Raw genomic sequence first — 24,210 nt, forward strand, 5'->3', positions numbered from 1 at the left:
TTCGGCGAATCCTCCGTAGTTAACGCCCCGACTCGAAATGGTCCGCACAGACCGCGGCAAGCGCATTCCACACTGTCCCGGCAGGAGTTTCCACTATCCCAGCGGACGGAGTAGCACCCACAGCAGGGAGGCCGTTTGTGACTGCGACCAGCGTGACGCCGGCTGACATCTCACTTGCACCCATTGCGGTGTACCCACCGTACGTACCGCTATGGCCCTGCCAGACGGTGCTACCCACCTGTGTGCGGAACGTTCCCATCCCGTAACTGTTGATCCGGACTGGTTCTGCCGGTCCGGCAATGGCCTGCGGCGTCGCCGAAATCATCTGCTCCAGGGTCGCTGAACCGAGCAGCGTCTTGCGAACGAACAAGCTGTCGAGAAACTGTGCTGCTCCGATCGCGGTACCCGCGAACAGGCCGTCGCCGAACGGAAGACCGAAAAGGTCAGACGGTATGCCGGACGGCTGCCATGCTGCATAAGTGTCGTGGAACAAGCCGTCCGACAACCGCTGGTAGCCGCGGGCCAACGACTCGGCCAAGCGTGGGGACCGTCGCAGGGTCAGTAAATCGTCGTTCATCGAATAGTGGCCGCCGGCTGAGTGAATGAGGTCCGAACAGGCACGTTCCATCTGCTCCTCGCCGCCGAGCGCCTGCACCAGTACCCGGGCCAGCACGATGTATCCGGTATTGGAATAGTCCCAACGGCGTCCCGAATCGACGGGGGGACCAAGAGCCTCGGCCAGCATCGTCCAAGTGAACGGCCGGTTCGGATCGTAGACATTGCGCACAGCGGGGTCCGAACCGGCAGCGTCACACAGGGATTCCTCCAACTCGGGAGGAAACAGCACCTCCATCCCCGGCGATGCATAGATATCCGGAAAGCCTGACGTATGCGTGAGCAACATACGAACCGTCACTGTGTCAGCGCCGGGCACATCGGGGCCCAGATACATCGAGATCGGCCGGTCGAGTCCGATGACTCCGCGCTCGACCTGATGCAACGTGCATGCTGCGAGTATCAGTTTGCCGAAGCTGGCCAAGCAAAACGGCGTTTCGTCGGAGACAAGGACGGTTTGGTCGACCCTCGCCAAGCCATGAGTGCCTGTCCAGATCAGCTCACCGTGGCGCATCAACGCAGCCTGCGAGCCCGGTGCCGGCGCCAGGCTCGCAGCACGGGCCATCGCGGCATCCAACTGATCCTCGATGGGGATGACAAGCGTTTCTCTCGACATGGTGTTCGTCCTTCGGCTCGGGTGGGGCGACTGATTCCATGATTGTTGCTAGCCGAGTGTCGACAGTCGTGGTCTGGCGGCACGACACTCGCGCGGTCTGTTCGTGCAGCCGAACGGACAATCAGTGCAAGCATTACAGGCGCCATCGCCTTCCTGCCCCATGACCGGCAGACCGTGGATTGGCCGATGGCTTTGTCCGATCAGATGGATCTTGACTATCGGCCTCGTCGCGGCCGACGAATACTTTGCATCGACACACGCTTACCGTTGCACCATGATCAGCCGGTACCAAGTCGCAGCGATGGTTGTCGTAACGCCTCCCCGAGCGCAGGGCTGCCATTCGACGAAACCGATTCCTCGAGTGCACCGACAAATTCTCCGTTCAGATGTCTTTCCAGATCCGGCTGTGAACGATCTGCCAAGCCAGCTGACTCGGTGGCGGTCGCAGAAGAACTTGAACCAAATCAACTCCGAAACCGAACAAGGAAAATCGATATGCCCACGAAATTGGCTGCAGACCTGCTGAACTCGCCGCATTGGCAGCAACGACTCGACGAATTGGCTGTCAAGCACTCGGTGCCGGGTGCCCAGGTTGGTGTTATTGCACTGGCCGATGACGGCAGCGCGGACGTGCGTGTGCTGACCACCGGTCTGACTAGCCTCAAGACGAAGGTGGAGGTCGACGCCGACACATTGTTTCAGATCGGATCGATCACGAAGATATGGACGACGACTCTCGTCATGCAGTTGGTGGACGAGCGCTTGCTGACCCTCGACACCCCCGTCGTCGAGGTGCTTCCGGAATTCACGATCGCCGATGCCGACAATACGAAGAATGTCACGGTCCGCCAATTGCTCACGCACACTTCTGGTATCGACGGGGATGTTTTCACCGACACCGGCGACGGCGACGACTGCCTCGAAAAATACGTCGCGGGGTTGGCGAGCGCAATCAGTGTCACCTCGGCCGGAGGGCACCTCAGCTACAGCAATACCGCGTTCGTCGTCGCCGGCCGAATCGTCGAGGCACTACGAGGGCAGACCTGGGACCAGGCACTCTCTGAAAGAATCTACGGCCCACTGGGTTTGACCCAAACGGTCACCAGATCTGATGATGCCATCCTGTTCCGTGCGGCCGTCGGCCATCTTGCCAACCCAGACCAGGAGTCAGCAGAGAAGGTGCTGCCGACTACACGCTGGGCACTTCCACGTTCAGTGGGACCGGCCGGCACCATCACCGCATCCATGGGCGATCTACTGGCGTTCGCGGCGGCGCACCTGCGCGACGGGCTGGGGTTGACGGGCGAACGAATCCTCTCGGAAAAGTCGGTGGCCGCGATGCGGGTACCGCAGTTCGACCTCACCGGCCTGTCCACCGTTGATCAGGGTTGGGGATTGGGATGGATCATCTCCGACTGGAGTGGCGTGGCATGCGTACATCACTCCGGTGGCGTGATCGGGCAGATCGCTCAGTTGCATACATTCCCCGAGCTGGGCATCGCAATCGGGGTGCTGACAAATTCGCACCGCGGTGCCGCACTGGCTCACGACATCGAGACTGAGATCGCACACGCTCTCGGTCTGACCTACCCGGAACCGGAAGCGGAGCCCGGCGAGACTGATTTGTCGGAGCTAGTCGGCGCCTACGAGACGACAACGGATCGAATCGAACTGAGCCGCAGGGACGATGGTGAGTACCAGGTCCGTATGGTTGCGAAAGTAGAGATCACCGGCGAGCCGCCGATGCCTCCGCTGCCAGTCCAGCCTTTGTCTCGATCTCGGTTCCTCATCGAGCTTGCAGGTGCGTCCTTCGAAGCTGCGCGCGTCACGGTCGACGGAGACGAACATCTCTACATGACAAGGCTTTTCAAGAAGGTTGATGCATAGTCCCAGCCGGAGCGAGTCACTGCAATCGGCCGGCGCAGTGCGCCAACTCCTCGAAAACCGAACGTTTCACCATCAGTTAGCCCTTCCCTGAGTTCTTCTCGTCCACAATGGATGCAAATCCTTATGTGTAACAGCAACACCCATGTGAAACGAAGACCTGAACTTCACGCAGAGATCTGAGCATGTTGCCGGACGCCTCACCCCGGGCGACATGCTCAGATCTTTGTGACCCTCACTGCCCCATCAGTGCTGAAGAACCCACCCACCAAGGGCCCGTTTCGCAAGTTCAGAAGGAACGGGCATCTCGAGGTCTCTCTCACCCCAACTCCGGCCCGGAGACACGCAGATCAGGCTTCAGGCCTTCGACGAACTTCGCGCATCCTTCCATATTTGGGTCATGCCGATGTCAGACAAAACGTTAAGACGTTTTGTATCAACAGATTTCAGGATAGATCTATTGACTGAAGTCGCGTTCACACCTACTGTGATGCGGGTAACAAATTCCCCGCGATTCGCGGAATCTGATCCGTCTTCGTATTCCGCCTTCGCAAATCCCCTACAAGCAAGGAGCTTTCAATGGGTTCATCTGAATCTGACCTGACTGCAATTGACAATGCCGTCACGGTTCTCAGCGGTATCGCTGGAGTGATCGGCGGCATTACCGCCGCCCTTGGTCTCGTCTCGTTCTTCGGAGGCGGAGCAAGCCTGTCGTAACGCCGTAGCACAGCAGATGGGTCGACCGAATTTCGGTCGACCCATCTGTTTTCAATTATATTGCAAGGCAATTAGTTACATGAATCCGGCAGCTTTCCAAAGATATTCATCCACTGTCACATTCAACGGCTGCCACATTCAACACGAGCACCCCCGGCACCAGATACAGCCTCGAACAGATCTGTAACCGTGACAGGCAAATGCCTGTCACGGTTACAGATCCAGCTGGGCGCAGACCTTCGGCGAAGGGGTTTGAGGTGACCGCTACCTACCTGATCTGGAAGTACCGCCAGGGATGGCCGTCATTCGCCCACATTTGTCCCGTCATCCCTCGTACGATCCGCCCCGACGCAGCGCGCGGCCGGCGAGCCGGCCGGTAGGTACGCCATCTTGGAATGCAATTGCGCCGTTGATCAACACATGCCGCATACCCGTTGCGTAGCGATGTGGTTCGCGATAGGTGGCAAGGTCCTCAACCGCTTCCGGCTCGAATACGGCGAGATCCGCGAAGGCGCCCACCCGAACCTGACCCCGATCGAGCAGTCGGAGATTCTCCGCGGGCAGGCTGGTCATGCGTCGGACGGCGTCTTCGAGAGTGAGAACACCCGCACGGACGTACGGGCCCAGGACCCGAGCGAATGCACCATACGCGCGAGGATGGGTGGGCGCCTCGTTGAACGGCGCCTCTGCGGGCGAAGCTTCCGAGTCAGAACAAATAGATACCCAGGGACTTTGCAGTGCGAGATGAATGTTCTCTTCAGTCATCTCGAAATAAGTTGCGAGTAGATCCGGGTCGGCCGTCACGAGGTCGAGCAACGTGTCGATCGGATCGAAGTCTCCACGGTCGGTCGAGATCTCAGCCAAGGTGCGTCCCCCGACATCTGACTCGATTCCTTTCAGCATCAAGATCCCGGTGGCACCTCCCGAACCCAGGTAAAGGTTCTCCCAGTCCGCAGCCGGCATAGCAATCGCGTCTTTGATGGCGACACGAGTCCCGGGTTCTGCCAGTCGGGTCAACAGCGCCACGCGGCCGCCCTCGTGAAACTGCGGCGGAATGCACGCACTCAGAAGTGTCCCACCAGCCTCGTAGGGATAGATATCGGCACTGACGCTCAGACCCGAAAGGCGTGCGGCCTCGATCTTGTCGATCGCCTTGCTCATCGCCGGCCAGTTCTGCCGACCTGAGGCTTTGATATGGTAAACCTCTGCGCGCGTTGATGTTACACGAGCGATGTCAATCAGTTCGTCGATGGCGTCGAGCAACCGATCCGCCTCGTTACGAATGTGCGAGATATAGAGCGCATCGTGCTGGGCGAGCACATTCGCGTATGCGGTGAGCTCGGCAGTGCTTGCGTAACTGCCCGGCGAGTAGATCAACGCCGAGGCGACGCCGAGGGCGCCCGCGGTGAGCTCGTCGTCGAGTATTCGGCACGCCGAGCTGAGTTCTTCTTCGGTAAGGGACCGATTGTCCGCGCCGGCATGGATCATGCGAAGGTTATGGGCACCAACGAAACTGGCGATGTTCGGGCCAACGCCGGCCGTCGCCAGGTGATCGAGGAAGTCGTTGAGTCGCGGCCAGTTCCTCCGTACGCCTGAGGGAAGCGGTTCGGCGTCGATGATCTCACCCATCTCCCCGCTGACCGGTCCCATGGAGAAGCCTTCCCCGAAGACCTCCGTGGTGACGCCTTGATAGAGATCTGACAGCCCGCGCGGATCTAGTTGAAGCATGTCGTAGGCGTGGCTGAGCACGTTGATGAACCCGGGTGCCACGACTGCGCCTTCAGCCGACAGTTCCTGACAATTGGTGGGGGGAACCTCGCCGACCGCTACGATCCGATCAGCGCTGATCGCGACGTCGGCGCGGCGAAGGGGTCCCCCCGTTCCGTCAGCAACCATGCCACCACGCACCACGAGATCGATGGACATCGTCTGTTCCTCCGCGTTGAAAATCGACAACTTTTGCTCCTCTGTGACTGGTTATGTGTAGGCACTCGGCATCTGGCGATCCGATCGCGCCGAGTACCGCTGTCAATTGGTCTGGCGCGCAAACATCTCGCGAAGAGCCTCTCCGAGCAGGTTCAGGGCCAGCACGGTGAGAATGATGCATGCGCCGACTGGATAGACGAGCCACCAGTAACCATCGGCGATGTATGTGGCACCGTCCGATAGTTGGCCACCCCAGTCCGTCGAGGGGTAGGACAGCCCGAAGCCGAGGAACCCGAGGGTGGCGACGATCAGGATGGCGTCGGCAACCTGAAAGGTGATGTTGACGATGATCACGCCGAGGGCATTCGGGACCAGATGCGTCAGGATCAGTCTCGGACGCGATGCACCCATTACCCGAGCTGCCAGCACGAACTCTCGGACGCGCAGCGACAAGACCTCGCCTCGAACCAATCTGGCGGGCACAAGCCATGAAAACGCACCGATGATCAGACCCAGCGATACGGCGCTGGCGGTGAATCGTGCAGACAAAATGAGAACGACGAGCAGGAACGGCACCGACAGCAAGATGTCGACCAGGCGCATCATGGCACCGTCGAGGAAGCCTTTGGCGAGGCCGGCGATGGTGCCGTACAGGGTGCCGATCACGGTTGCGGTAACCGCGGCGAGCAGTCCGATCTGCAGGGAGACCTGGCCGCCTTTCATCAAGCGCCCGAGAGCATCGAAACCGTTGGCATCGGTGCCGAGGGGATGTTCGCTGGTCGGCGGCAGCGCGGCATCCGCGAGGCTCACATAGGTCTGGTCGGTGTGATAGATGTACGGCCCGAGAAAGCAGAAACCAGTGAGCAACAAGAGCAGTAGCAGGCCGACGAGGCCGAGCGGATGTGCTCGCAATCGACGAAGCATGGCCCTCAACGCCGCCGATTTCGCGGGCACTTCCATGCGTGTACTTTTCTCAGCCGATTTTGTGGGCACTTGTGTTGGTGTACTCATGCGGACAGCTCGATCCGGGGGTCGGTGATGGCTAGCGCGACGTCGGCGATGAGGTTTCCGAATACCGTCAATGTGCCACCGATCAGGGTGTAGGCCAGTAGTACCGGGTAGTCCTCACGTTGGAGGCTGTTGAGGAACAGCAGACCGAGGCCCGAGTAGTTGAATACAGTCTCGGCAATCAGGTTTCCGGCCAGTAGTGCGGGAATCGACAGACCCACCACTGTGATGAGCGGTTGGCAGGAATTACGCAACAGATGTCGGGTCAGGACCAACTGCTCGGGCAGTCCCTTGGCTCGCGCCACCTTGATGTAGTCCTGTCCGAGTTGATCCAGAGTGGCAGTTCGCTGGTAGCGGGAGAAGACTGCGACGCTGGTGAGGGCGATCGTGATGACCGGCAGCGCCATGGCTTTGGGGTCTGTGAAGATCACCCACGGCGAAGGTGACTGGGACGCTTGGGAAGGGAAGATCGGGATGGCCTGACTGAAGAGCGCGATGAGGATCAGGCCGAGTAGGAACTGCGGCGTCGCATACAGCGTGTACGACGCGGCAGTGGCTGTGTGGTCGACAATGCTGTTGCGTTTGACTGCCTGCCAGATCCCCAGGGGTATCGCGACGACGAGCGCCAGTACCAGAGCCGCCAACGAGAGCATGGCGCTACGGCCGGCGTTCTGCTGCAGGAGCGTCGCGACACTTTGGTTCAACTTGTAGGAGTAGCCGAGGTCACCGTGAACCAGCTCGTTGAGGTAGCTGAGGTACTGCTCGATGATCGGTCGATCGAAGCCGTGCTCACTGTTGAACGCGGCCACTGCTTCGGGAGATGCCCTCTGGCCCAACACTGCACGCCCAGGGCTGCCTTGCACAAAGTGGAGCAGAAAGTACACCACCGCGGAGATCCCAATCAATACCAGGAGCGAAATCGCCAGGCGCCGAAGCACGTACCATGCCATGTTGTCGTCTTTCTATTCTACGAAGTCTGCTGACGGCCTTCTTGTGGTGATCTAGGAGTGGAAGTACCAGAGCTGTGGGTCCAGGACGCCCAATCCGTAGCGCGTGATGTTCGCAAACGCGGTCGGCGGACCGGAGATGTCGGACTTCCAAACAGCGATGGTGGAGGGGTTCGGCATGAACAAGTAGGGCAAGTTCTCTCCGACGAAGGTCGTCTCGGTCACCATCGCGTTCGGGTCGGTCGAGTTCTTCGAGGCATCCATCAGGGCGTCAGCCTTGGGATCGCTGTAATGGCCGAGGTTGTACGAGGCTCCGGTCGCCAGATAGCGAATTGCGGAGGGGTAGGCCGCTGCGTTGAAACTCCCTTCGTCTGCCAGGGCCCACTGGTCCTGATAGGCCGGCGCGGCATTGTTGTCGGCGTTCTCGTAGAGGAAGTTGAGGGACTTGGCCTCCCCGCTGATCGTGATGCCGACTTGCTGTGCCGCGGAGATGAACGCGATATTGCGGTTGGCGATGCTCGCTGGCGAGTTCGCATAGAGCAGATTGAAGCTGAGGGTCTGTCCGGCAGGGATGTCGGCACCGCAGTTGCCGGGACCGGTTCCGGGACTGACACACGTCCTTGTCCCATCGTCGCCGACCTCCCAACCATGTTCGGTGAGAAGCTTTTCGGCCGCGGCAGGGTCATAGGGGTACGGGGCGTCCTCCCCGAATGACGGGGCGAAGCGAGTGCCGGCTTGACCGAGCGTGTACGACGGTGCACCGGCGCCGCCGTAGATCCCGCGGCTCTTGATGTAACCGGGCTGATCGATAAGATGTTGCAACGCCTGCCGTATGTACAGCTGGGCGATAACCTTGTCGAAGTTGTTCGTGGTGTTCTTGAAGTTGATCACCACCGGATTGAACTGTGTCGGGCCGGGTCGGCCGTACACGTGATACCCCTGTTTTTCCAGATCGGAGGCCTGCGACGCGAAACTTGCATCCAGAGCAGCGACTGTCAGCTCGCCTGCCTTGAGCTGATTGAGCATCGCTGATGTGGAGGTGAACGGCAGGAACTTCACTGCCTCGACCGTCGAGGGGCTCGGTCCGGTGTAATTCGAGTTGGGAACGAGTGTGTATGCACCAGTAGCAGATTCGAAACTCTGCAGCCGAAAGGGGCCATTGACGACTTGCCACAACGGATTGCTGGCGAAGGTCGACTGCGCACGTCCCTGTCCGGACAGGTAGTTGTAGATCGCCTTGGCGTTTTCGGGCACCGTGTAGTCAAGGTGTTGCCCGCCCGTGGACGCGATGTTCCACGCCGTCGACGGAAGCGGAATCAGCAGCGGCGCCGCCACATTGTTCAGAAAGAAGTCCGGATTCATCGCCTGATTCAGCTGCAGCTCAACGGTGTACGGGTCGGTCGCCGTGGCGCTGACCAAGTTCTCCGGGAAACTGCCCGCGACATAACCGCTCCAGTTGGCGGGACTCTCGGCGATCGCGCCCTTGATCAACTCGATCGAGAAGATCAAGTCATCGGCATTGACCGGTTTCCCGTCAGACCACTGGTACGAATCCTTCATCTTGATCGTGAAGGTCTTGCCGTCGTCGCTGACCGTGGGCAGCTCGGCCAGACTCAGTGCAGAGTTGACCGAATCCTTCGAGCCGACGTCGGCTGCGGCGTACAGGTACTTGAACATCACCTGCTGGGTAGCGAACTGAACATCTGAACTGGCGAAGTTCGGGTAGATGACGTTGGGTGCGAGCCCCACAGGCGATGCGACGGTGATCGTGCCGCCTGCCGTGGGTTGCCCGACGGCTTCGGGTAAGGATCCGAAAGCATCTCCGCCGGAACCTGTTCCGGCGGGCTCGACGCTCGTACATCCGGCGATCAGCAACGAGACTGCTGCTGCAGCGAACACCCCACGCAGCGCTCTGTGGGTAGTGAGAGTGGTCATTCTTTGCTCCTGTCAGTCATGCACGTGGGGGCTCGATCCCGCCCACTTCAAGAAGATCGCTGAGACGTACCAGCGTGTAGTAGCTATTGCCCATCCAGTCGGCGGACGAGCACAAATTCGCATGGCTCCGCTCTCGTTGCCGTGCAACCGATTTCATACCGGCATGAGACTGACGAGCCTATGTCGTGGCGAGATCGGCAAGCTGCTCGAACCGTTTGGGCTGCAGCGGAAAGTGGCAGGCAACCTGATGGGTATCACTGATCGACTCCAGCGGCGGCTCCGCCGCGGCGCACAGGTCGGTCGCCTGCGAGCATCGTGTCCGGAAGCGGCATCCGCTCGGCGGAGCGATGACGCTGGGCAACTCGCCGCGGATGGGCGTGCCACCGTCACGGCCAGCGGCCAGCGGATCGGTATCCGCGACTGCTGCGAGAAGCCCAGCGGTATAGGGATGGGCAGCCGTCGCGTAAACCTCTTCGCACGTGCCGATTTCGACGAGCCTGCCGAGGTACATCACTCCGACACGGTCGGCGAGATAGCGCACCACCGCAAGATCATGAGAGATCACGACGCTGCTGAGTCCGAACTCGCGCTGGGTGCGTCGCATCAGGTTGAGAACCTGTGAGCGCACAGAAACATCCAGCGCACTCACCGGCTCATCGGCGACGAGCACCAACGGATCGAGCGCAAGTGCGCGCGCCAGCCCCACCCTTTGACGCTGTCCCCCGGACAGCTCATGTGGATAGCGCTCCATCACGCTCGCCGGGAGACCCACCTGATCCAACAGTTGCCGGGCACGGGTAGCCCGCTGCGCTCCGGTGCCGATGTTCTGGATGGCCAGTGGTTCACGCAGAATGGTGTCGATCCGCATCCGGGGGTCGAGAGAAGCGTGGGGATCTTGAAACATCATCTGCAATTCGGCCCGACGGCGCCCGAGTTCGCGCGAACCCATCTTGGTAATCGAGTCGCCCTCGAGTAACACTTCGCCCTGGGTCGGTTGGTCCAACGCGACGATCATCCTGCCGAGCGTCGATTTGCCGCATCCGGATTCTCCGACAAGCCCGAAGGTCTCACCGGCAGCGACATCGAAGCTGACTCCGGAAACTGCCTTGACGGTGCGTCGCTCACCGAACAGTCCTGATCTACCGGTTGGATACTCGCGCACCAGATTACGAACGCGCAGCCGTGGAACCGACTCCGATCCACCGAGCCCGGCAGTTGCGGGCGCAATCCGGGACCGCACACGGGTGATCGGCCCGGCGGCCGGATGCCAGCAGGCGTAGGCATGCCCGGCTGGCTCGATCGTCAGCTGCGGATCGTCCTCGTGGCAACGATCGGTGGCTGAGGCACACCGGGGTGCGAACGGGCAGCCAAGCATTGGCAGCGCCATGTCTGGAGGGAACCCGGGAATGCTGTACAGCTCGTCCTGCTTGTCGTGAGTGATCGTGGGAATCGAAGCGAGCAGCGACTGTGTGTAACGGTGCCGCATGTCGCCGAACAGAGTGGTTGTCGGGCCGGTCTCGGCAACGCGCCCCGCGTACATCACCGCGACGCGGTCCGCGTGCCCCGCGATCACCCCGATATCGTGAGAGACCAGGATCATCGCCATACCGAGCTGTGACTTCAAGTCGTCGAGCAGATCGAGGATCTGCGCCTGGATCGTGGCATCGAGTGCGGTGGTCGGCTCGTCGGCGATAATGATGCGAGGCTCGCACGCCAGCGCCATGGCGATCATCACCCGTTGGCGCATACCTCCGGAGAGTTGGTGAGGGTAGTCGTTCATCCGCTCGGACGGCCTGGGTATCCCGACCAGAGCCAGCACCTCTTCAGCTCGTCGGCGCGCAGCGCGTTTGGTCCCGCCACAATGAAGATGCACCGGTTCTGCAACTTGATCACCGATCCGACGGGTGGGGTTCAACGCGGACATCGAGTCCTGGAAAACCATCGCGATGTCATTGCCTCGGACCTGCCTGTACTCGGACTGCGGCAGGCCGACGAGTTCTCTGCCGTCCACCATGATCGAGCCGCCGGTCACGGCACCGCCGGCCGGCAACATGCCCATGATCGCCAGTCCGGTCATCGACTTCCCAGAGCCGGATTCGCCTACAACGCCAAGAGTTTCGCCACGGCGCAGCCGCAAACTCACGCGAGACACCGGTCGTACGATTCGATCGCCGCGCCGAATTTCGATCGAGAGATCGCGGATCGCTAGCAAGTCGGGGCCGTCACCAGAAGCACTACCCAAGGTGTCAGCCATCTGCGTGGCCTCGCTGTCCAGAACCATGGACTGATCGTAGTGGCGCACACCCGGGGGGCAGGTTGGTCGACTCGAATGAAATCAGGCAAAAAACTTCGTCTCGGAGGACAAATTCGTGCGTTGGCAGTTCGCCGCACCGAAGACCTTCCAGCTATGAACGCCCGTGGTCAGTGACATATTTCCACAGGCTTCGCTAGCCGACGAGTGACGCTTCGAGACAGCAACGACGTGACCGAGACTGCCGAGAGGCACAAGAAGAGTACCGGCATATAAGGGAGAGAACGGCATTCGGCTGGTCGGACGTATGCAGCGAAACCGCTCATCCCGAATTTAGCTCTACGACATCGCTTTTCAATTGCATGCCCCCACACTCACTCCCCCACCCGCTTCGCCCCCACCATCACTCCCCCACCCGCTTCGCCCCCACCATGCGCCTCGCTATCTCCAAATACCTCTCCACCAACTCATCCGGAGACAACTCACCGTCCGGGCGGTACCAGACCGCCACGGCGACGCACATCGTGACGACGGCGCGACTGGCATCCTCGGGGTGATCTGCCTGGAACACTCCCGAAGCGACGCCGTCGAGGACGATCCGGTCCACCTGCTTCTGCTGTTCGTCGCGCTGCGCGATGTAGCTCGCCCGACTGTCTGGCTCCATACTGCGAATCTCGGAGGAAGCGACGAACGACTGCTCGCGTCGAAACATGTGGAACCGCAACAGAGATTCGATCACCGCGTCGAAGCGGTCAGAGGGATCGTCCCCGGCGTCGAGTTCGGCGGCTCGGCTTCGCTCCAACAACTCCGTCATCACGACCGTCGCCAAACCGATCAGCAGAGCCTGCTTGGACGGGTAGTGGTGGTAGAGCCCCGGCACCGACAGCCCGGACCGCGACGCAACGTCGCGGATCGAAGTCCCGTGATAGCCCTGCTCGACGAACGCCTCCAGTGCCGCAGCGAGCGGTTTCGGCAGTCCCAGGTCTTCGTAATCGCGCCAGGACCCACGTACCGGAAGCTCGTTCGTCATACCGATACCGTAGATCGCTCTTGCTCCGCCGCCGAACACGTCGGTGCCATTGGTTACAGTCGATGTTCACCGAAAGACAGGGACCAGTCATGATCCATGTTCGCCACACCGCGGTTGCTGCCGTGCCGGTTGATGTCGCCTTCGACTACATCGACAACTACCGCAACGTCCCGACGTGGATGTTCGGTGTTTCCGAGTTCACCCCGTTCGGAGAGTTCGATCAGGGGCTCGGCGCCACATTCGACGCTGCCATGCAGGTCGGGCCAAGCACGTTGCGATCCAAGCTCGAGGTCACCGAGTGGGAGAAGAATCGGATCATCAAGCTGTCTTCGCTCGGCGGTGTATCCAACTCGTCCACCTGGGAGTTCGCCGCGATCGACGATTCCAAGACCCAACTCTCCGTCGACTTCGCCTACAAACTCCCCGGCGGCATTGCCGGCAAGGCACTCGGCCGCTTGATCGGGCCGTTCGTCGAGAACGCTGTCAAGAACAGCGAGGAGACGTTGCGCCGCAGCCTCGAGGAGCAGTTCGCGGCCCGCGGCGAAGGCTGAAACTACCCGCGGTCGCCTTCGAGGCCCAAGGCGTTGGCCCACACCTGAGTAGCTGTCTTGACGACGTCCTCGAACGGGACAGGGTTGCCGTCGGCGCCAGGTTCCTCCGAGACGAACGAACTGTAGGCAAGACGGCTCACCATCGCCGACAACGCTCGCGATGCCAGCAGCGGATCCAGTGAACGGTCCGCTTTGCCTGCAGCCTGCAAACGTTCGATGGCCCGCGCATTACGCGAAATGAAGGTCTCGGCTCGGTCCCGACGCAGTTTCGCGAACGCCGGATCGATGTGCGACACCTGCTCGAGCAGCCCCATCAGTTTGGCGTTGCGACGAAACGCTGTCAGGTAGGCACGGTTGCTCGATTCGAGGACCGCATACGGATTGTCGACGTCACGGACCCGACCCATGCCGGGGTGCAGCATGTCTTCCTGCGCAACGTCGAGAACTGCGGCGAAAATCTGCTCTTTGTTGTCGAAGTAGGTGTAGAACGTGCCGGTGGAGCAGTTCGCTTCCTTGGTGATGTCCGTCAGCCGGGCATCGAGATACCCCGCGCGTTCGAACACAGTCCGAGCCGCTGCAACCAGAGAAGCCCTGGTACGGACGCCGCGAGCGGTCACCGGGAGGTCACGCAGAAGCTCCGTCGCTGCCATCGATGGTGGCGGACGGTCTTCCCAGTTCTCCTGAGGTTCGGCGCGAGAGGTCACCAGCTACTTATACGGCAAAGCCGGCGACATCTCGGCATCGGCGTCAGGTGATGGTGATTCCTCCGTCGACGGCGATGGTCTGGCCGGTGACGTATCCGCCGGCCTCGGATGCGAGCCACACCATCGTGGCTGCGAGCTCTTCCGGATCGCCCATCCGGCCGAGGATCAGGCGCGGAGCCATCGCGTCCAAGTAACCGTCGTTGTATTGGTCGGTCATTTCCGACTTGAAGAAGCCGGGCGCGATCGCGTTGACACGAATGCCCTTGCGCGTTCCCCACTGCTGTGCGAGGTCGCGGGTCAATCCGACGACGCCTGCCTTGCTCGCCGCGTAGGCAGCCTGCGGCAGTCCGGCCGTCGTCAGTCCGAGAATGCTCGAGATGTTGACGATGGAACTGCCCGGGAGCATGACGCGGCCGCACGCCTGCGCTGCCCAGTACGACCCGTTGAGGTTGATGTCGATGACGGCGCGGAACTGATCCGGGGTCTCGCGGGTCGCTGGAACGGCAGTTCCGACGCCGGCGTTGTTGACCAGGACGTCCACGCGGCCGAACTTCTCCATCGCGGCGTCCACCATGTTCTGAGCCTGTGCCGGATCGACGATGTCGGTGGCCACGCACAACGCTTCGCGACCGGCGTCACGCACGAGCCTGGCGGTGTCTTCGAGCTTGTCGACGCGGCGAGCTGCCAGGACGACGTCCGCGCCGGCCTCTGCTGCGGCTTTCGCAAACGCCACCCCGAGGCCCGACGACGCACCGGTCACGATGACCACTCGATCGGTCAGAGAGAACTTGTCGAGAACAGACATGCGCGGTGATGCTCCTGTGTCGTCGGGTTCGGGAAGTGACGTATGGACTTCAGTGACGTATCGACTGCAGTTACGAAATTACAGGCCGAGATCGCGGCCGATGAGTTCCTTCATGATCTCGTTCGATCCGGCCCAGATCTTGGTGACGCGAGCATCCATCCACGCGCGAGCGGCGCGGTACTCGGTCATGAAGCCGTAGCCGCCGTGCAGCTGGACGCAGTGATCGAGGACCTCGTTCTGCACCTGCGCGGTCCACCACTTCGCCTTGGCGGCGTCGATGGCGGTCAGCTCGCCGGCAGCGTGTGCCGCGACGCAGTTGTCGACGTAGGCCTGGGTGACCTCGATGCGGGTCACGAGATCCGCGAGAAGGAATTTGTTCCACTGCAGCGAGCCGATCGGCTGACCGAAAGCCTTGCGGTCCTTGGCATATTGCAGCGTTTCTTCGAGGATCGGAGCGGCGTGCGCGATGTTGGACACCGCAGCGCCGACGCGCTCCTGCGGCAGCATTTCCATCATGTGGATGAAGCCGCGGTCGATCTCACCGATGATGTTGGTGGACGGCACGCGAACGTTCTCGAAGAACAGTTCGGCGGTATCGGACTCGTGCTGGCCGACCTTGTCGAGCTTGCGTCCGCGCTCGAAGCCCTCCATGCCGGTCTCGACGGCAAAGAGGGTGATGCCCTTGGACTTCTTCTCGGGACTGGTCCGCGCCGCCACGATCACGAGGTCGGCGTTGTAGCCGTTGGTGATGAAGGTCTTGGAGCCGTTGATGATCCAGTCGTCGCCGTCCTTGACCGCAGTGGTCTTGAGCGAGGCGAGGTCGGATCCACCGGAAGGCTCGGTCATGCCGATGGCCGTCAGCATCTCACCGGTGCAGAACTTGGGCAGCCAACGCTGCTTCTGCTCTTCGGTGGTGAGCTGAACGAGGTAGGGAGCAACGACGTCGGCGTGAATGCCGAAGCTCGAGGCAACAGCTGCACTGGCGCGCGAGAGCTCTTCGGCCAGAACCGCGTTGAAGCGGTAGTCGCCGGCTTCGCTTCCGCCGTACGCCTCTGGAACCTCGAGTCCGAGGAAGCCGTTGCGTCCCGCTTCGAGCCAGATTTCACGATCGATGAAGCGCTGGTCGATCAGCTTCTCTGCGACCGGAAGGATGTTCCGGTTGACGAATTCGCGGGCAGATTCGCGAAATGCCTCGTGATCGGGTCCGTACAGAGTGCGACGCATGACGAGTTGCTTCCTTTCGGCGTGGCAATGCCACACGTAACGATGTTCCCAAGCATCCGCTTAGAATCTAAGCATCTGCTTATAGTGAATCGAGAGCGGGATATTGTCAACATCGAAATCCGTCACACCTGGAGGAAACCGTGAGCGATTCACCTGACGTGGTGATCAGCCCCTCCAAAGCTGCGGCCCGTATCCGCGCGGCAGCCGTGGACGCTTTTGCCTCCGCGGGCTACGGCGGCACCACCACGCGTGACATCGCCGCGCGACTCGACATGAGTCCCGCCGCCATGTACCCGCACTACCGCTCGAAAGAAGAGCTGCTTTTCGCGATCAGCTTCGAAGGTCACACCGAAGCGTTGAAGGTGGTCAAGGGCGCCGACCGTCCGGGCGAAGAGCCGTCCGTTCGCCTCCAGGAACTGGTCAGCACCTTCGCCAGTTGGCAGGCCGGGCACCACTCACTCGCTCGCGTCGTCCAATACGAACTCACTGCACTCACACCAGAGCACTACCGAACCGTCGTCGCGCTTCGTCGCAGCACGACGCGGGTGGTCCGGGAGGTTGTCGACGCCGGCGTCCAGTCGGGTGATTTCACGATCCCCGACGCCGAAGGCGTCACCCTCGCCTTGATGTCCCTGTGCGTCGACGTGTGCCGCTGGTTCCCGGCCGGCAACTACACGGATCCGGAAGACATCGGAAAACTGTACGGAGACCTGGCATTGAGGATGGTGGGCGCCGCCTGAATCAGGTGACGCCGACCGCAGAAAGGAATCAGCCAGTGGCCAACCGCACCTATCTCTACACGACCCCTGTTGCCCCGAAAGAAAATCCGGCTGCCGCTCGCGCCCGGGGCCTCGAGGGAATCTCGGAGTGGTCGTACGCGATACCGCTGGTTCCCAGGATCCTTGTGTCCGTGAATCTTTTCGCTCGCCAGTCGATCATCTGGGACGACGTTCCCGACCTGATCGCGGTCACCGCGCCCTGTGGTCCTGGTATCGCCCGGCTCGAAGACTTCCTCGGCCGCATCGACCACCCCGAACTCGGCGCGATGGCCGGTGAAGCGCTGAGCTTCCTGCGCAGCCACACCGAACCCGACCACTACTTCGTTCTCGAATGCGGCGAGATCTTCGACATGGACGACGAACCGTTCGCAGAACAAGGCCAGGCACTGATGGCCGGTCTGGCGAACATCGATGCGGAGATGGAGGCAGCTTTGGCCACGCTCACACCCGTCAAGCCGCGCTTCTGGGAGCGGCTGTTCACGCCGACTCAGGAGAGCGTCGAGGAAGCGCTCCGCGAGCTCGGTCTCGGTTACTGGTCCGAGACCCTGTACTTCGATCTCGACGTCCCGCGATAGCCGCCGATCAGTCAGAGATCTCACCCAACCGACGCTCCAGGTAGGCCCGCTCCGGTTCCGTACCAACGAGTTTCAGAGCTTGTCGGTACGCGGATGCCGCTGCGTCGGTGCGCCCCAACCGAGCAAGTAGTTCGGCGCGCGCGAGGTGATACGGGTGGTAGTCGGCAAGTTTGGGCTCGGCTGCCAGTTCCTCCAACGCTGCCAGCCCGACCTCCTCGCCGTCGCGCATCGCAAGCGCAACTGCCCGATTGAGGGCAACGACCGGCGACGGAGTCAGTGTGAGCAGCACTCCGTAGAGCGCGCAGATCTGTGGCCAGTCGGTGCTCTCCACATCAGTGGCCTCGTCGTGCAGTGCGGCGATAGCGGCCTGCACCCCGTAGGGCCCCGGCGCTCCCCCGGTCAACGCGACCACGACGAGGTCGCTGCCTTCCTCGATCATCGGCTGGTCCCAGCACCCGCGATCCTGGTCCTCGAGGAGCACGATCCCGCCACGCGCGTCGGTACGGGCATCCCGACGCGCGTGGACGAGAAGCATCAATGCAAGCAACCCGGCAATCTCGCGCTCATCGGGAAGCAAAGCGCACAAGATCCTCGCCAGCCTGATCGCCTCTACCGCCAAGTCGACGCGTTGCAGATCCGGCCCCGAACTCGCTGCATACCCCTCGGTGAACACCGAATAGATCACCTGCAGAACACCGGGCAGACGCTCCTGGAGTTCTTCGGCGCTGGGAGTCCGGAAGGGAATCCGAGCCTGACGGATCTTCTTCTTCGCGCGCACTATCCGCTGCGCCATCGTCGCCGAAGGCACCAGGAAGGCGCGGGCAACTTCAGGCGTCGTCAACCCGCCGAGGCAACGCAAGGTGAGCGCAATTCGGTCGTCCTCGGCAAGCGCCGGGTGCGAGCAGGTGAAGAACAGCTGCAACCGCTCGTCGGGAAGTTCCCCGTCGACCGTGGGCGGCGCAGGGTCGGCACGATCGGCGTCCACCTGCATCACCGCCAAGCGCGCCGCATAGGCCTGATCACGACGAAGCCTGTCGACGGCTTTGCGACGCGCCGTGGTCAGCAGCCAGGCGCCGGGTTTGGCCGGCACACCGTCCACGGGCCAGTGCACCAACGCAGACTCGACGGCTTCGGAGGTGACTTCTTCTGCCAGATCCAGATCACCGAAACGGCGGACGAGCGAGGCCAAGAGCCGTCCGCGTTCCTCCCGGAACACTGACTCGATGGAGTTCTCGGCCTGCTCGTCCACGGCGAATCAGTCCCCGAACCCGGCCAGCGGACGCACCTCGACGCTGCCGCCGTCGCGCGCGCCGGGGCACCGCGCAGCCCATGAAAGCGCCGCATCCAGATCAGGAACGTCGATGACGTCGTAGCCGCCGAGGATCTCGCGGGTTTCTGCGAAGGGCCCGTCGGTGACGGTCTTTTCCCCGGACTGCGAGACTCGAACCGTCGTCGTGGTGGTCAGGTCGGCGAGGGCATCGCCGGACACCCAGATGCCGGCGTCCTTCATTTCCTTGTCGTATTGCTGCCAGTCCTCGAACGTGCACTGGGGTTCGGTGTCTCCGCCGGGTGCGGTGTAGATGAGCAACATGTACTTCATGACTGACTCCTTGGTCTGTTGTTTTTCTTGCGGCTTTCTTGCCTTACAACATGACGACGAACGGTTCTCCCCGGAATCGACAGGCGACTCGAAAAAACTTTTGGCGAGTTCGTCCGGGGCGCTGCCGTTAGGCTGAGTGTATGACCGAACGCGACCGGGACGCCGCTGGGAAACCCCTCAATTCGCGGCCCCGTGACGGACTCGGACGTCCACTGCCACGCGACGCAGCGGGCGGTGTCCCGCGCATTCCGGACGATGTACGCCTGCCACCAGACGAGTCGATCACCGAGGCTCAGCGCCTCCTCGACCACGGCATGCCTTTCCATGCACACGAGATTCTCGAAGGAACGTGGAAAAGCGCGCCGCCCGAGGAACGTGACCTGTGGCAGGGACTGGCTCAACTGGCCGTCGGGCTCACTCATCTCCTGCGGGGCAACACCACCGGCGCCGTCTCGCTCCTCGGTCAGGGTCACGATCGCATCAGGCACTACGAGGTCGAGAGTCCACACGGCCTCGACATCCCCGGTCTGCTGACGTGGTCCGAACACCTGCTCGCCGAAATCGATCGCCCCGGCGATTTCCCCGCCCCTCCGATTCCGAGGTTGAGAATCCCCTGATGCCCATCTTCCCCATGTTTCCGCTCGGCTCCGCTTTGCTACCGGGTGAGGTGTTGCCGCTGAACATCTTCGAACCTCGGTACCGCGCACTGGTCGAGAACGTTCTCGAAGCTGCCGACGGCCCACTGTTCGGAGTAGTGCTCATCGCCCGTGGCCACGAGGTCGGTGGCGGCGAATCACGCCACGACGTCGGCACTCTGGCTCGGATCGAATCCCATGTCGCAATGGGTGCCGGGCGGTATCAGTTGTATTGCCGTACCGAAGACCGCATCCGGGTCAATCGATGGCTGCCGGACGATCCCTACCCACTTGCCGAGGTCGAATTGTGGCCTGACGAGAACAACGGAACACCAGTCACTGCTTACGAATACGACTCACTCCTCGAGCGCATCGAATTCATGTACGGAATGTTGGGAAAGCTCGCACTTCGGGCCGGCGAACAGACTCCGCGAATGCCCGTCCCACCGGATCCCTTGGATCCGCTGGGTTCTCGGCTGTATGCCCTCGCCAGGAGCATTCCGATGGGTGACGCCGATCGCCTGGCGATTTTGACCGCGCCAGGCGCCGACGAGCGTATCCGCACACTCTCGGAGGCAGTCGAGAACACCATCGAGGTCGCGCAGTTCAATCTCCTCTGAGCGCAACTACGCCATCGTCTGACCCATGTCGATGACGATCTTCGTCCCGGTGACCGCGCGGGAGAGATCTGTCGCGAGGTAGACCACGGCATTGGAGACGTCCTCGACCGTCGTGCGCGGGACCGAGGTCAGCGGCCACTTGTATGAATTCATGTACTCCGGGTACGCCGTGAGTACCTTGCCGACGTTGGGATCGTTGCCCATCTCGGTCTCCACTGCCCCCGGATGAATACTGTTGACTCGAATGTCGAAGCCGCCCAACTCCGTTGCCGCAGTGCGCGCCAATCCGACGAGGCCGTGCTTGGCAGCCGAGTAGTGTGCGCAACCGGGCGCTTCGGCGACACCGGCAGCACTGCTCACAATCACGATGGAGCCACCGTTGCCCGCCTCGATCATTGCGGGAACCGCAGCCGCCATGGTGCGCCAGACACCATTGAGATTGATGTCCACGAGCGTCGACCACTGCTCTTCCGGCATCTCCCAGAAACGATTCCACGTTGCGATGCCCGCATTGGCGATCACGACGTCGAGGCGACCGAATTTTTCGACGCCCGACGCGACTGCCGCGCGGAGCGCCTCGAGGTCACGGACGTCCGCTACAGCAGTGACGATCTCGCGTCCCTCGGCTCGAACCAGGCGCGCCGTTTCATCGAGGTCAGCTTCGGTTGCGGCCGCGTAGCCCACGTCCTCGGACACCGACGCGCACACGTCGACAGCAATGACGTCGGCACCTTCCTGCGCGAGCCGGATCGCATGATTGCGTCCCTGACCCCGCGCTGCACCGGTGATGAAAACGACCTTGCCTGCCAAGAGTTGTGTCATGGCCGGGACGTTAGACGCTGATGTGGCCCGCTGCCTCCGAGTTCCCGCTCGACGGGAATCAACCGTCGACGATGACGACGTGAAGATTCCTCGGACCATGGACACCTTCGACGCGCTCGAGTTCGATGTCGGAGGTCGCCGACGGGCCGCTGATCATGGTGGTGGGGCGTTCCGGCGTCAGTTTCGCAATCGCCTCCGGCACTCCCACTTCCACACTGCTGCGATACACGACGCAGATGTGTGTGTCCGGCACCAGTGTCAACGCACGACGCCCTTGCGATGGACCGGCGTCGAGGAAGATGGTGCCGGTTTCGGCGCAGGAGACCTTCGAGCCGGTGACAACGGCGTCGAGCTTCTCGAGTTCGGGAGCCGGCACGTCCGAGCTGTCCACCATCAGCGTTCCGTCGAACCCGGTTACCCATGATCGGTCGAGTCCTGTGGGGATGCCCAGCGTACACAGCTCGTGTTCGCTCAGTATTCCGCTGACGACCTCGGCGATTTCTGTTGCAGCACATCGGTAGACGTGAGCCTTGTAGTCCTCGAGTCGATCGACGAACAGTTCGATGCGCTTCTCGTCGGACATGGTTCTACCAGTCCGGTAGTTACGCGGTATCTCGCTCTCACGGGCCGGCGCCAAGGTGATCGCATCACGAATGCGACCGAGTACCACCTCACGTGAATTCATCTGTCTGCCTTCCCGTCACGACGAGCCGCGTCCAATGCATCGCGTCCTTCGTCTGAGTCCCACCAGGATCGGAAGGTCTGCCTGGGTGGTGCGGGAATGTCTCTGGCCGCGGTCCAACCGTTCAATGGAGGTGGCAACGTGGAGATCTTCCCCTTCTTGCCTGCCACGACGCGTCCGAGCCCGGCAGCTTTCTGAGCGAGCGTCCACCGGCCCTCGGTCGACATCGCAACAGACGCGGCTTTCATCGCCAAAGACTCTGCCGTGACACCGGATTGCTCGACCTTCTGGTGACGCAATTCGACCAGCAGCGAGGGTATGTCGATCTTGACCGGGCAGGCGTCGAAGCATGCACCGCACAGACTCGAGGCAAAGGGAAGCGTCGAGTTGGGATCGTCTTTGCCATGCATTCCCGCGAGCTGCGGAGTCAGAACCGCGCCGATCGGTCCTGGATAGGTAGATCCGTAGGCGTGACCACCGGTGCGCTCGTAGACGGGACACACGTTCAGGCACGCCGAGCACCGTATGCAGCTCAGGGCTTCCCGTCCGATCTTGTCGGCAAGTGCGGCGGTCCGGCCGTTGTCGAGGAGGACCAGGTGGAATTCCTGTGGACCGCCCTCTGGCGCCACGCCGGTCCACAAGGAGGTGTACGGGTTCATCCGCTCCCCCGTCGACGACCGCGGCAGCAGTTGAAGGAAGACCTCCAGATCCTGATACGTCGGCAGAATCTTCTCGATGCCCATGACGGTGATCAGTGTTTTCGGGAGCGTCAGGCACATTCGCCCGTTGCCCTCCGACTCCACGACGGTCAGTGTTCCCGTGTCCGCGATGCCGAAGTTGGCACCGGAGACGGCGACGGGCGTCGTCATGAACTTGTGGCGCAGGAACTTTCGTGCCGCGGCGGCAAGTTCGGCCGGGTTCTCCCCGAGGTTCGGATCGACATCTGGCATCTCTCGAAGAAATATCTCGCGAATCTCGGACCTGTTGCGATGGATCGCGGGAACCAGGATGTGCGACGGTTTGTCGTGGCCGAGTTGGACGATCAATTCCGCGAGATCGGTCTCGTAGGCGGTGATTCCGTGGGCTTCGAGATGCTCGTTGAGACCGATCTCCTGCGTGGCCATCGACTTGACCTTGATGACCTCTTCGGAGCCGGTGGCTTTGACAAGTTCGGTCACAATGGCGTTGGCCTCGTTGGCATCCGCCGCCCAATGCACCTGCCCACCGCGCGCGATGACTGCAGCTTCGAACTGTTCGAGCAGTTCCGGCAACCGCGCCATGACGTCGGCCTTGATCGCCGAACCCGCATCACGCAGGTCTTCCCAATCGGAAAGCTCTCCAGTCACGTTGATGCGCTTGGCACGGATGGTGTGCGTCGCCTTGCCGATATTGCGTCGCAGTTGCGCGTTGGCCAGCTCGTGATGTGCTGCGACGGGGAATTTCTCAGTACCTCGCAGGAACCCTGCACCCTCGGGCGACCTCGGCGGGAAGCTGGGCAGACCCAGCGTCACAGCGCTCATGCGTGCACCCGGCTTTCCACCGACGCCAGAATCTCCGCGAGGTGAATGGTCTTGGCGCCCATCTGCAGTCGCGACATACCGCCGCCGATGTGCATGAGGCAGGACGAGTCTCCGGCGCTGCAGAATTCGGCGCCGGTGTCCGCGACGTGGCGAATCTTGTCCGCCAGCATGGCCGTCGAGGTCTCCGCGTTCTTGATGGCAAACGTGCCGCCGAAGCCGCAGCAGGAATCTGCTTCCGGGAGTTCGACCAGATCGATGTCGCGGACGTTGCGCAGCAACTGAAGTGGTTTGTCTCCCACTCTCAACATGCGCAGTGAGTGACAGGTCGGGTGATAGGTGACCCGGTGCGGGAAGTACGCGCCCACATCGGTGACACCGAGAATATCTACGAGGAATTCGGAAAGCTCGTACGTCTTTGCCTTCACGGTCTCCACCTGCCCACACAGCGACGCGGTGCCGTAGCGCTCGGCAACGATCTCGTGTTGATGACGGATCGAACCGACGCACGATCCCGACGGCGCGACAACCGCGTCGATCGACGGGTCACCGAACGTATCGGCGTAATTCGCGACCAGCGGCAGCGCTCCGGGCTGGTAGCCGGTGTTGACGTGCATCTGCCCGCAGCAAGTCTGCCCGGACGGAAACACGACGTCGTGCCCGAGACGGGCGAGCAGGAGGGCGGTGGCCTTGACGGCGTCGGGAAACATCGTGTCCCCGATGCAGGTGGCAAACAGCGCTACTCGCATGTGGATCCCCGCAATCTG

23 protein-coding genes are annotated in these 24,210 nt (G+C 61.7%); 7 read left to right on the plus strand and 16 right to left on the minus strand.

The features are described from left to right. Nucleotides 1-19: 19 nt before the first annotated feature. Nucleotides 20-1,231 (minus strand): serine hydrolase domain-containing protein, encoded by a 1,212-nt coding sequence (locus ACWF6P_RS08575; protein ID WP_452620732.1) that lies wholly within the window; start codon nucleotides 1,229-1,231, stop codon nucleotides 20-22. Between the two features lie 495 nt (nucleotides 1,232-1,726). Between ACWF6P_RS08575 and ACWF6P_RS08580 the strand changes: the two genes are divergently transcribed. Together ACWF6P_RS08580 and ACWF6P_RS08585 are read left to right on the plus strand one after the other, a co-directional pair. Then, a complete protein-coding gene (locus tag ACWF6P_RS08580) occupies nucleotides 1,727-3,118 on the plus strand; it encodes a serine hydrolase domain-containing protein (RefSeq protein ID WP_452620733.1) in 1,392 nt (463 codons plus the stop codon). Nucleotides 3,119-3,694: 576 nt separating this feature from the next. After that, complete coding sequence (locus tag ACWF6P_RS08585) at nucleotides 3,695-3,832, plus strand: hypothetical protein (protein ID WP_378542337.1); 138 nt, start codon at nucleotides 3,695-3,697, stop codon at nucleotides 3,830-3,832. 324 nt (nucleotides 3,833-4,156) lie between these two features. Here ACWF6P_RS08585 and ACWF6P_RS08590 read toward each other — a convergent pair whose 3' ends face one another. From ACWF6P_RS08590 to ACWF6P_RS08615, 6 genes are all read right to left on the minus strand, one after another. Beyond that, a complete protein-coding gene (locus tag ACWF6P_RS08590; RefSeq protein ID WP_452620734.1) occupies nucleotides 4,157-5,758 on the minus strand; it encodes an N-acyl-D-amino-acid deacylase family protein in 1,602 nt (533 codons plus the stop codon). Between the two features lie 102 nt (nucleotides 5,759-5,860). After that, nucleotides 5,861-6,718 (minus strand): ABC transporter permease, encoded by an 858-nt coding sequence (locus ACWF6P_RS08595; protein ID WP_452620735.1) that lies wholly within the window; start codon nucleotides 6,716-6,718, stop codon nucleotides 5,861-5,863. A 47-nt stretch (nucleotides 6,719-6,765) separates the two neighbouring features. Then, nucleotides 6,766-7,716, minus strand: a complete 951-nt coding sequence (locus tag ACWF6P_RS08600) for an ABC transporter permease (RefSeq protein WP_452620736.1) — start codon at nucleotides 7,714-7,716, stop codon at nucleotides 6,766-6,768. A gap of 51 nt (nucleotides 7,717-7,767) precedes the next feature. Next, nucleotides 7,768-9,648, minus strand: coding sequence for an ABC transporter substrate-binding protein (locus tag ACWF6P_RS08605; RefSeq protein WP_452620737.1), 1,881 nt, complete (start codon nucleotides 9,646-9,648; stop codon nucleotides 7,768-7,770). A 178-nt stretch (nucleotides 9,649-9,826) separates the two neighbouring features. Next, the gene (locus ACWF6P_RS08610; protein WP_452620738.1) at nucleotides 9,827-11,929 is read right to left on the minus strand and encodes a dipeptide ABC transporter ATP-binding protein; all 2,103 of its coding nucleotides are present in this window, start codon (nucleotides 11,927-11,929) and stop codon (nucleotides 9,827-9,829) included. A 373-nt stretch (nucleotides 11,930-12,302) separates the two neighbouring features. Continuing rightward, nucleotides 12,303-12,929: a TetR/AcrR family transcriptional regulator gene (locus ACWF6P_RS08615; protein WP_452620739.1), complete on the minus strand. Its 627-nt coding sequence runs from the start codon at nucleotides 12,927-12,929 to the stop codon at nucleotides 12,303-12,305. 89 nt (nucleotides 12,930-13,018) lie between these two features. Between ACWF6P_RS08615 and ACWF6P_RS08620 the strand changes: the two genes are divergently transcribed. Next, entirely contained in the window at nucleotides 13,019-13,480 is a 462-nt protein-coding gene (locus ACWF6P_RS08620) for an SRPBCC family protein (RefSeq protein ID WP_378531259.1), read from the plus strand. Between the two features lie 2 nt (nucleotides 13,481-13,482). Here ACWF6P_RS08620 and ACWF6P_RS08625 read toward each other — a convergent pair whose 3' ends face one another. From ACWF6P_RS08625 to ACWF6P_RS08635, 3 genes are all read right to left on the minus strand, one after another. Next, a complete protein-coding gene (locus ACWF6P_RS08625; RefSeq protein ID WP_378629783.1) occupies nucleotides 13,483-14,130 on the minus strand; it encodes a TetR/AcrR family transcriptional regulator in 648 nt (215 codons plus the stop codon). A 97-nt stretch (nucleotides 14,131-14,227) separates the two neighbouring features. Then, entirely contained in the window at nucleotides 14,228-14,989 is a 762-nt protein-coding gene (locus ACWF6P_RS08630) for an SDR family NAD(P)-dependent oxidoreductase (RefSeq protein ID WP_279217828.1), read from the minus strand. Nucleotides 14,990-15,067: 78 nt separating this feature from the next. After that, nucleotides 15,068-16,213, minus strand: coding sequence for an acyl-CoA dehydrogenase family protein (locus tag ACWF6P_RS08635; protein WP_007730036.1), 1,146 nt, complete (start codon nucleotides 16,211-16,213; stop codon nucleotides 15,068-15,070). Nucleotides 16,214-16,353: 140 nt separating this feature from the next. Here ACWF6P_RS08635 and ACWF6P_RS08640 point away from each other — a divergent pair, with 140 nt between their 5' ends. After that, entirely contained in the window at nucleotides 16,354-16,953 is a 600-nt protein-coding gene (locus tag ACWF6P_RS08640) for a TetR/AcrR family transcriptional regulator (protein WP_452620740.1), read from the plus strand. Between the two features lie 35 nt (nucleotides 16,954-16,988). Next, nucleotides 16,989-17,567 carry a DUF7822 domain-containing protein gene (locus ACWF6P_RS08645; protein ID WP_452620741.1) on the plus strand — a complete coding sequence of 193 codons (579 nt, stop codon included), beginning with the start codon at nucleotides 16,989-16,991 and terminating at the stop codon, nucleotides 17,565-17,567. Between the two features lie 7 nt (nucleotides 17,568-17,574). Here ACWF6P_RS08645 and ACWF6P_RS08650 read toward each other — a convergent pair whose 3' ends face one another. Next, complete coding sequence (locus tag ACWF6P_RS08650) at nucleotides 17,575-18,816, minus strand: RNA polymerase sigma factor (protein ID WP_452620742.1); 1,242 nt, start codon at nucleotides 18,814-18,816, stop codon at nucleotides 17,575-17,577. Nucleotides 18,817-18,822: 6 nt separating this feature from the next. Next, a complete protein-coding gene (locus tag ACWF6P_RS08655; RefSeq protein WP_003939718.1) occupies nucleotides 18,823-19,167 on the minus strand; it encodes a YciI family protein in 345 nt (114 codons plus the stop codon). A gap of 140 nt (nucleotides 19,168-19,307) precedes the next feature. Here ACWF6P_RS08655 and ACWF6P_RS08660 point away from each other — a divergent pair, with 140 nt between their 5' ends. After that, nucleotides 19,308-19,784 (plus strand): DUF309 domain-containing protein, encoded by a 477-nt coding sequence (locus ACWF6P_RS08660; protein ID WP_378446925.1) that lies wholly within the window; start codon nucleotides 19,308-19,310, stop codon nucleotides 19,782-19,784. After that, a complete protein-coding gene (locus ACWF6P_RS08665; RefSeq protein WP_003940076.1) occupies nucleotides 19,784-20,422 on the plus strand; it encodes an LON peptidase substrate-binding domain-containing protein in 639 nt (212 codons plus the stop codon). The genes ACWF6P_RS08660 and ACWF6P_RS08665 overlap by 1 nt, the downstream gene beginning before the upstream one ends. A gap of 6 nt (nucleotides 20,423-20,428) precedes the next feature. Here ACWF6P_RS08665 and ACWF6P_RS08670 read toward each other — a convergent pair whose 3' ends face one another. From ACWF6P_RS08670 to ACWF6P_RS08685, 4 genes are read right to left on the minus strand one after another with little or no spacing between them, the layout of a single operon-like run. Next, on the minus strand, nucleotides 20,429-21,244 hold the full coding sequence (locus ACWF6P_RS08670; protein ID WP_452620743.1) for a mycofactocin-coupled SDR family oxidoreductase: 816 nt from the start codon (nucleotides 21,242-21,244) through the stop codon (nucleotides 20,429-20,431). A gap of 58 nt (nucleotides 21,245-21,302) precedes the next feature. Then, nucleotides 21,303-21,929, minus strand: coding sequence for a LutC/YkgG family protein (locus ACWF6P_RS08675; protein WP_452620744.1), 627 nt, complete (start codon nucleotides 21,927-21,929; stop codon nucleotides 21,303-21,305). Next, on the minus strand, nucleotides 21,926-23,446 hold the full coding sequence (locus ACWF6P_RS08680) for a LutB/LldF family L-lactate oxidation iron-sulfur protein (protein WP_452620745.1): 1,521 nt from the start codon (nucleotides 23,444-23,446) through the stop codon (nucleotides 21,926-21,928). Before ACWF6P_RS08680 ends, ACWF6P_RS08675 begins: the two co-directional genes overlap by 4 nt. Next, nucleotides 23,443-24,192 carry a (Fe-S)-binding protein gene (locus ACWF6P_RS08685; protein ID WP_452620746.1) on the minus strand — a complete coding sequence of 250 codons (750 nt, stop codon included), beginning with the start codon at nucleotides 24,190-24,192 and terminating at the stop codon, nucleotides 23,443-23,445. The genes ACWF6P_RS08680 and ACWF6P_RS08685 overlap by 4 nt, the downstream gene beginning before the upstream one ends. Nucleotides 24,193-24,210: the final 18 nt, after the last annotated feature.

Source organism: Rhodococcus sp. NPDC055024 (genome assembly GCF_053608585.1).

Bases quoted from the DNA above. Each gene is read 5' to 3' on its own strand.
- ACWF6P_RS08575 (WP_452620732.1), bottom strand. From the start codon at position 1,231: ATGTCGAGAGAAACGCTTGTCATCCCCATCGAGGATCAGTTGGATGCC.
- ACWF6P_RS08580 (WP_452620733.1), top strand. From the start codon at position 1,727: ATGCCCACGAAATTGGCTGCAGACCTGCTGAACTCGCCGCATTGGCAG.
- ACWF6P_RS08585 (WP_378542337.1), top strand. From the start codon at position 3,695: ATGGGTTCATCTGAATCTGACCTGACTGCAATTGACAATGCCGTCACG.
- ACWF6P_RS08590 (WP_452620734.1), bottom strand. From the start codon at position 5,758: ATGTCCATCGATCTCGTGGTGCGTGGTGGCATGGTTGCTGACGGAACG.
- ACWF6P_RS08595 (WP_452620735.1), bottom strand. From the start codon at position 6,718: ATGGAAGTGCCCGCGAAATCGGCGGCGTTGAGGGCCATGCTTCGTCGA.
- ACWF6P_RS08600 (WP_452620736.1), bottom strand. From the start codon at position 7,716: ATGGCATGGTACGTGCTTCGGCGCCTGGCGATTTCGCTCCTGGTATTG.
- ACWF6P_RS08605 (WP_452620737.1), bottom strand. From the start codon at position 9,648: ATGACCACTCTCACTACCCACAGAGCGCTGCGTGGGGTGTTCGCTGCA.
- ACWF6P_RS08610 (WP_452620738.1), bottom strand. From the start codon at position 11,929: ATGGTTCTGGACAGCGAGGCCACGCAGATGGCTGACACCTTGGGTAGT.
- ACWF6P_RS08615 (WP_452620739.1), bottom strand. From the start codon at position 12,929: ATGACGAACGAGCTTCCGGTACGTGGGTCCTGGCGCGATTACGAAGAC.
- ACWF6P_RS08620 (WP_378531259.1), top strand. From the start codon at position 13,019: ATGATCCATGTTCGCCACACCGCGGTTGCTGCCGTGCCGGTTGATGTC.
- ACWF6P_RS08625 (WP_378629783.1), bottom strand. From the start codon at position 14,130: ATGGCAGCGACGGAGCTTCTGCGTGACCTCCCGGTGACCGCTCGCGGC.
- ACWF6P_RS08630 (WP_279217828.1), bottom strand. From the start codon at position 14,989: ATGTCTGTTCTCGACAAGTTCTCTCTGACCGATCGAGTGGTCATCGTG.
- ACWF6P_RS08635 (WP_007730036.1), bottom strand. From the start codon at position 16,213: ATGCGTCGCACTCTGTACGGACCCGATCACGAGGCATTTCGCGAATCT.
- ACWF6P_RS08655 (WP_003939718.1), bottom strand. From the start codon at position 19,167: ATGAAGTACATGTTGCTCATCTACACCGCACCCGGCGGAGACACCGAA.
- ACWF6P_RS08660 (WP_378446925.1), top strand. From the start codon at position 19,308: ATGACCGAACGCGACCGGGACGCCGCTGGGAAACCCCTCAATTCGCGG.
- ACWF6P_RS08665 (WP_003940076.1), top strand. From the start codon at position 19,784: ATGCCCATCTTCCCCATGTTTCCGCTCGGCTCCGCTTTGCTACCGGGT.
- ACWF6P_RS08670 (WP_452620743.1), bottom strand. From the start codon at position 21,244: ATGACACAACTCTTGGCAGGCAAGGTCGTTTTCATCACCGGTGCAGCG.
- ACWF6P_RS08675 (WP_452620744.1), bottom strand. From the start codon at position 21,929: ATGAATTCACGTGAGGTGGTACTCGGTCGCATTCGTGATGCGATCACC.
- ACWF6P_RS08680 (WP_452620745.1), bottom strand. From the start codon at position 23,446: ATGAGCGCTGTGACGCTGGGTCTGCCCAGCTTCCCGCCGAGGTCGCCC.
- ACWF6P_RS08685 (WP_452620746.1), bottom strand. From the start codon at position 24,192: ATGCGAGTAGCGCTGTTTGCCACCTGCATCGGGGACACGATGTTTCCC.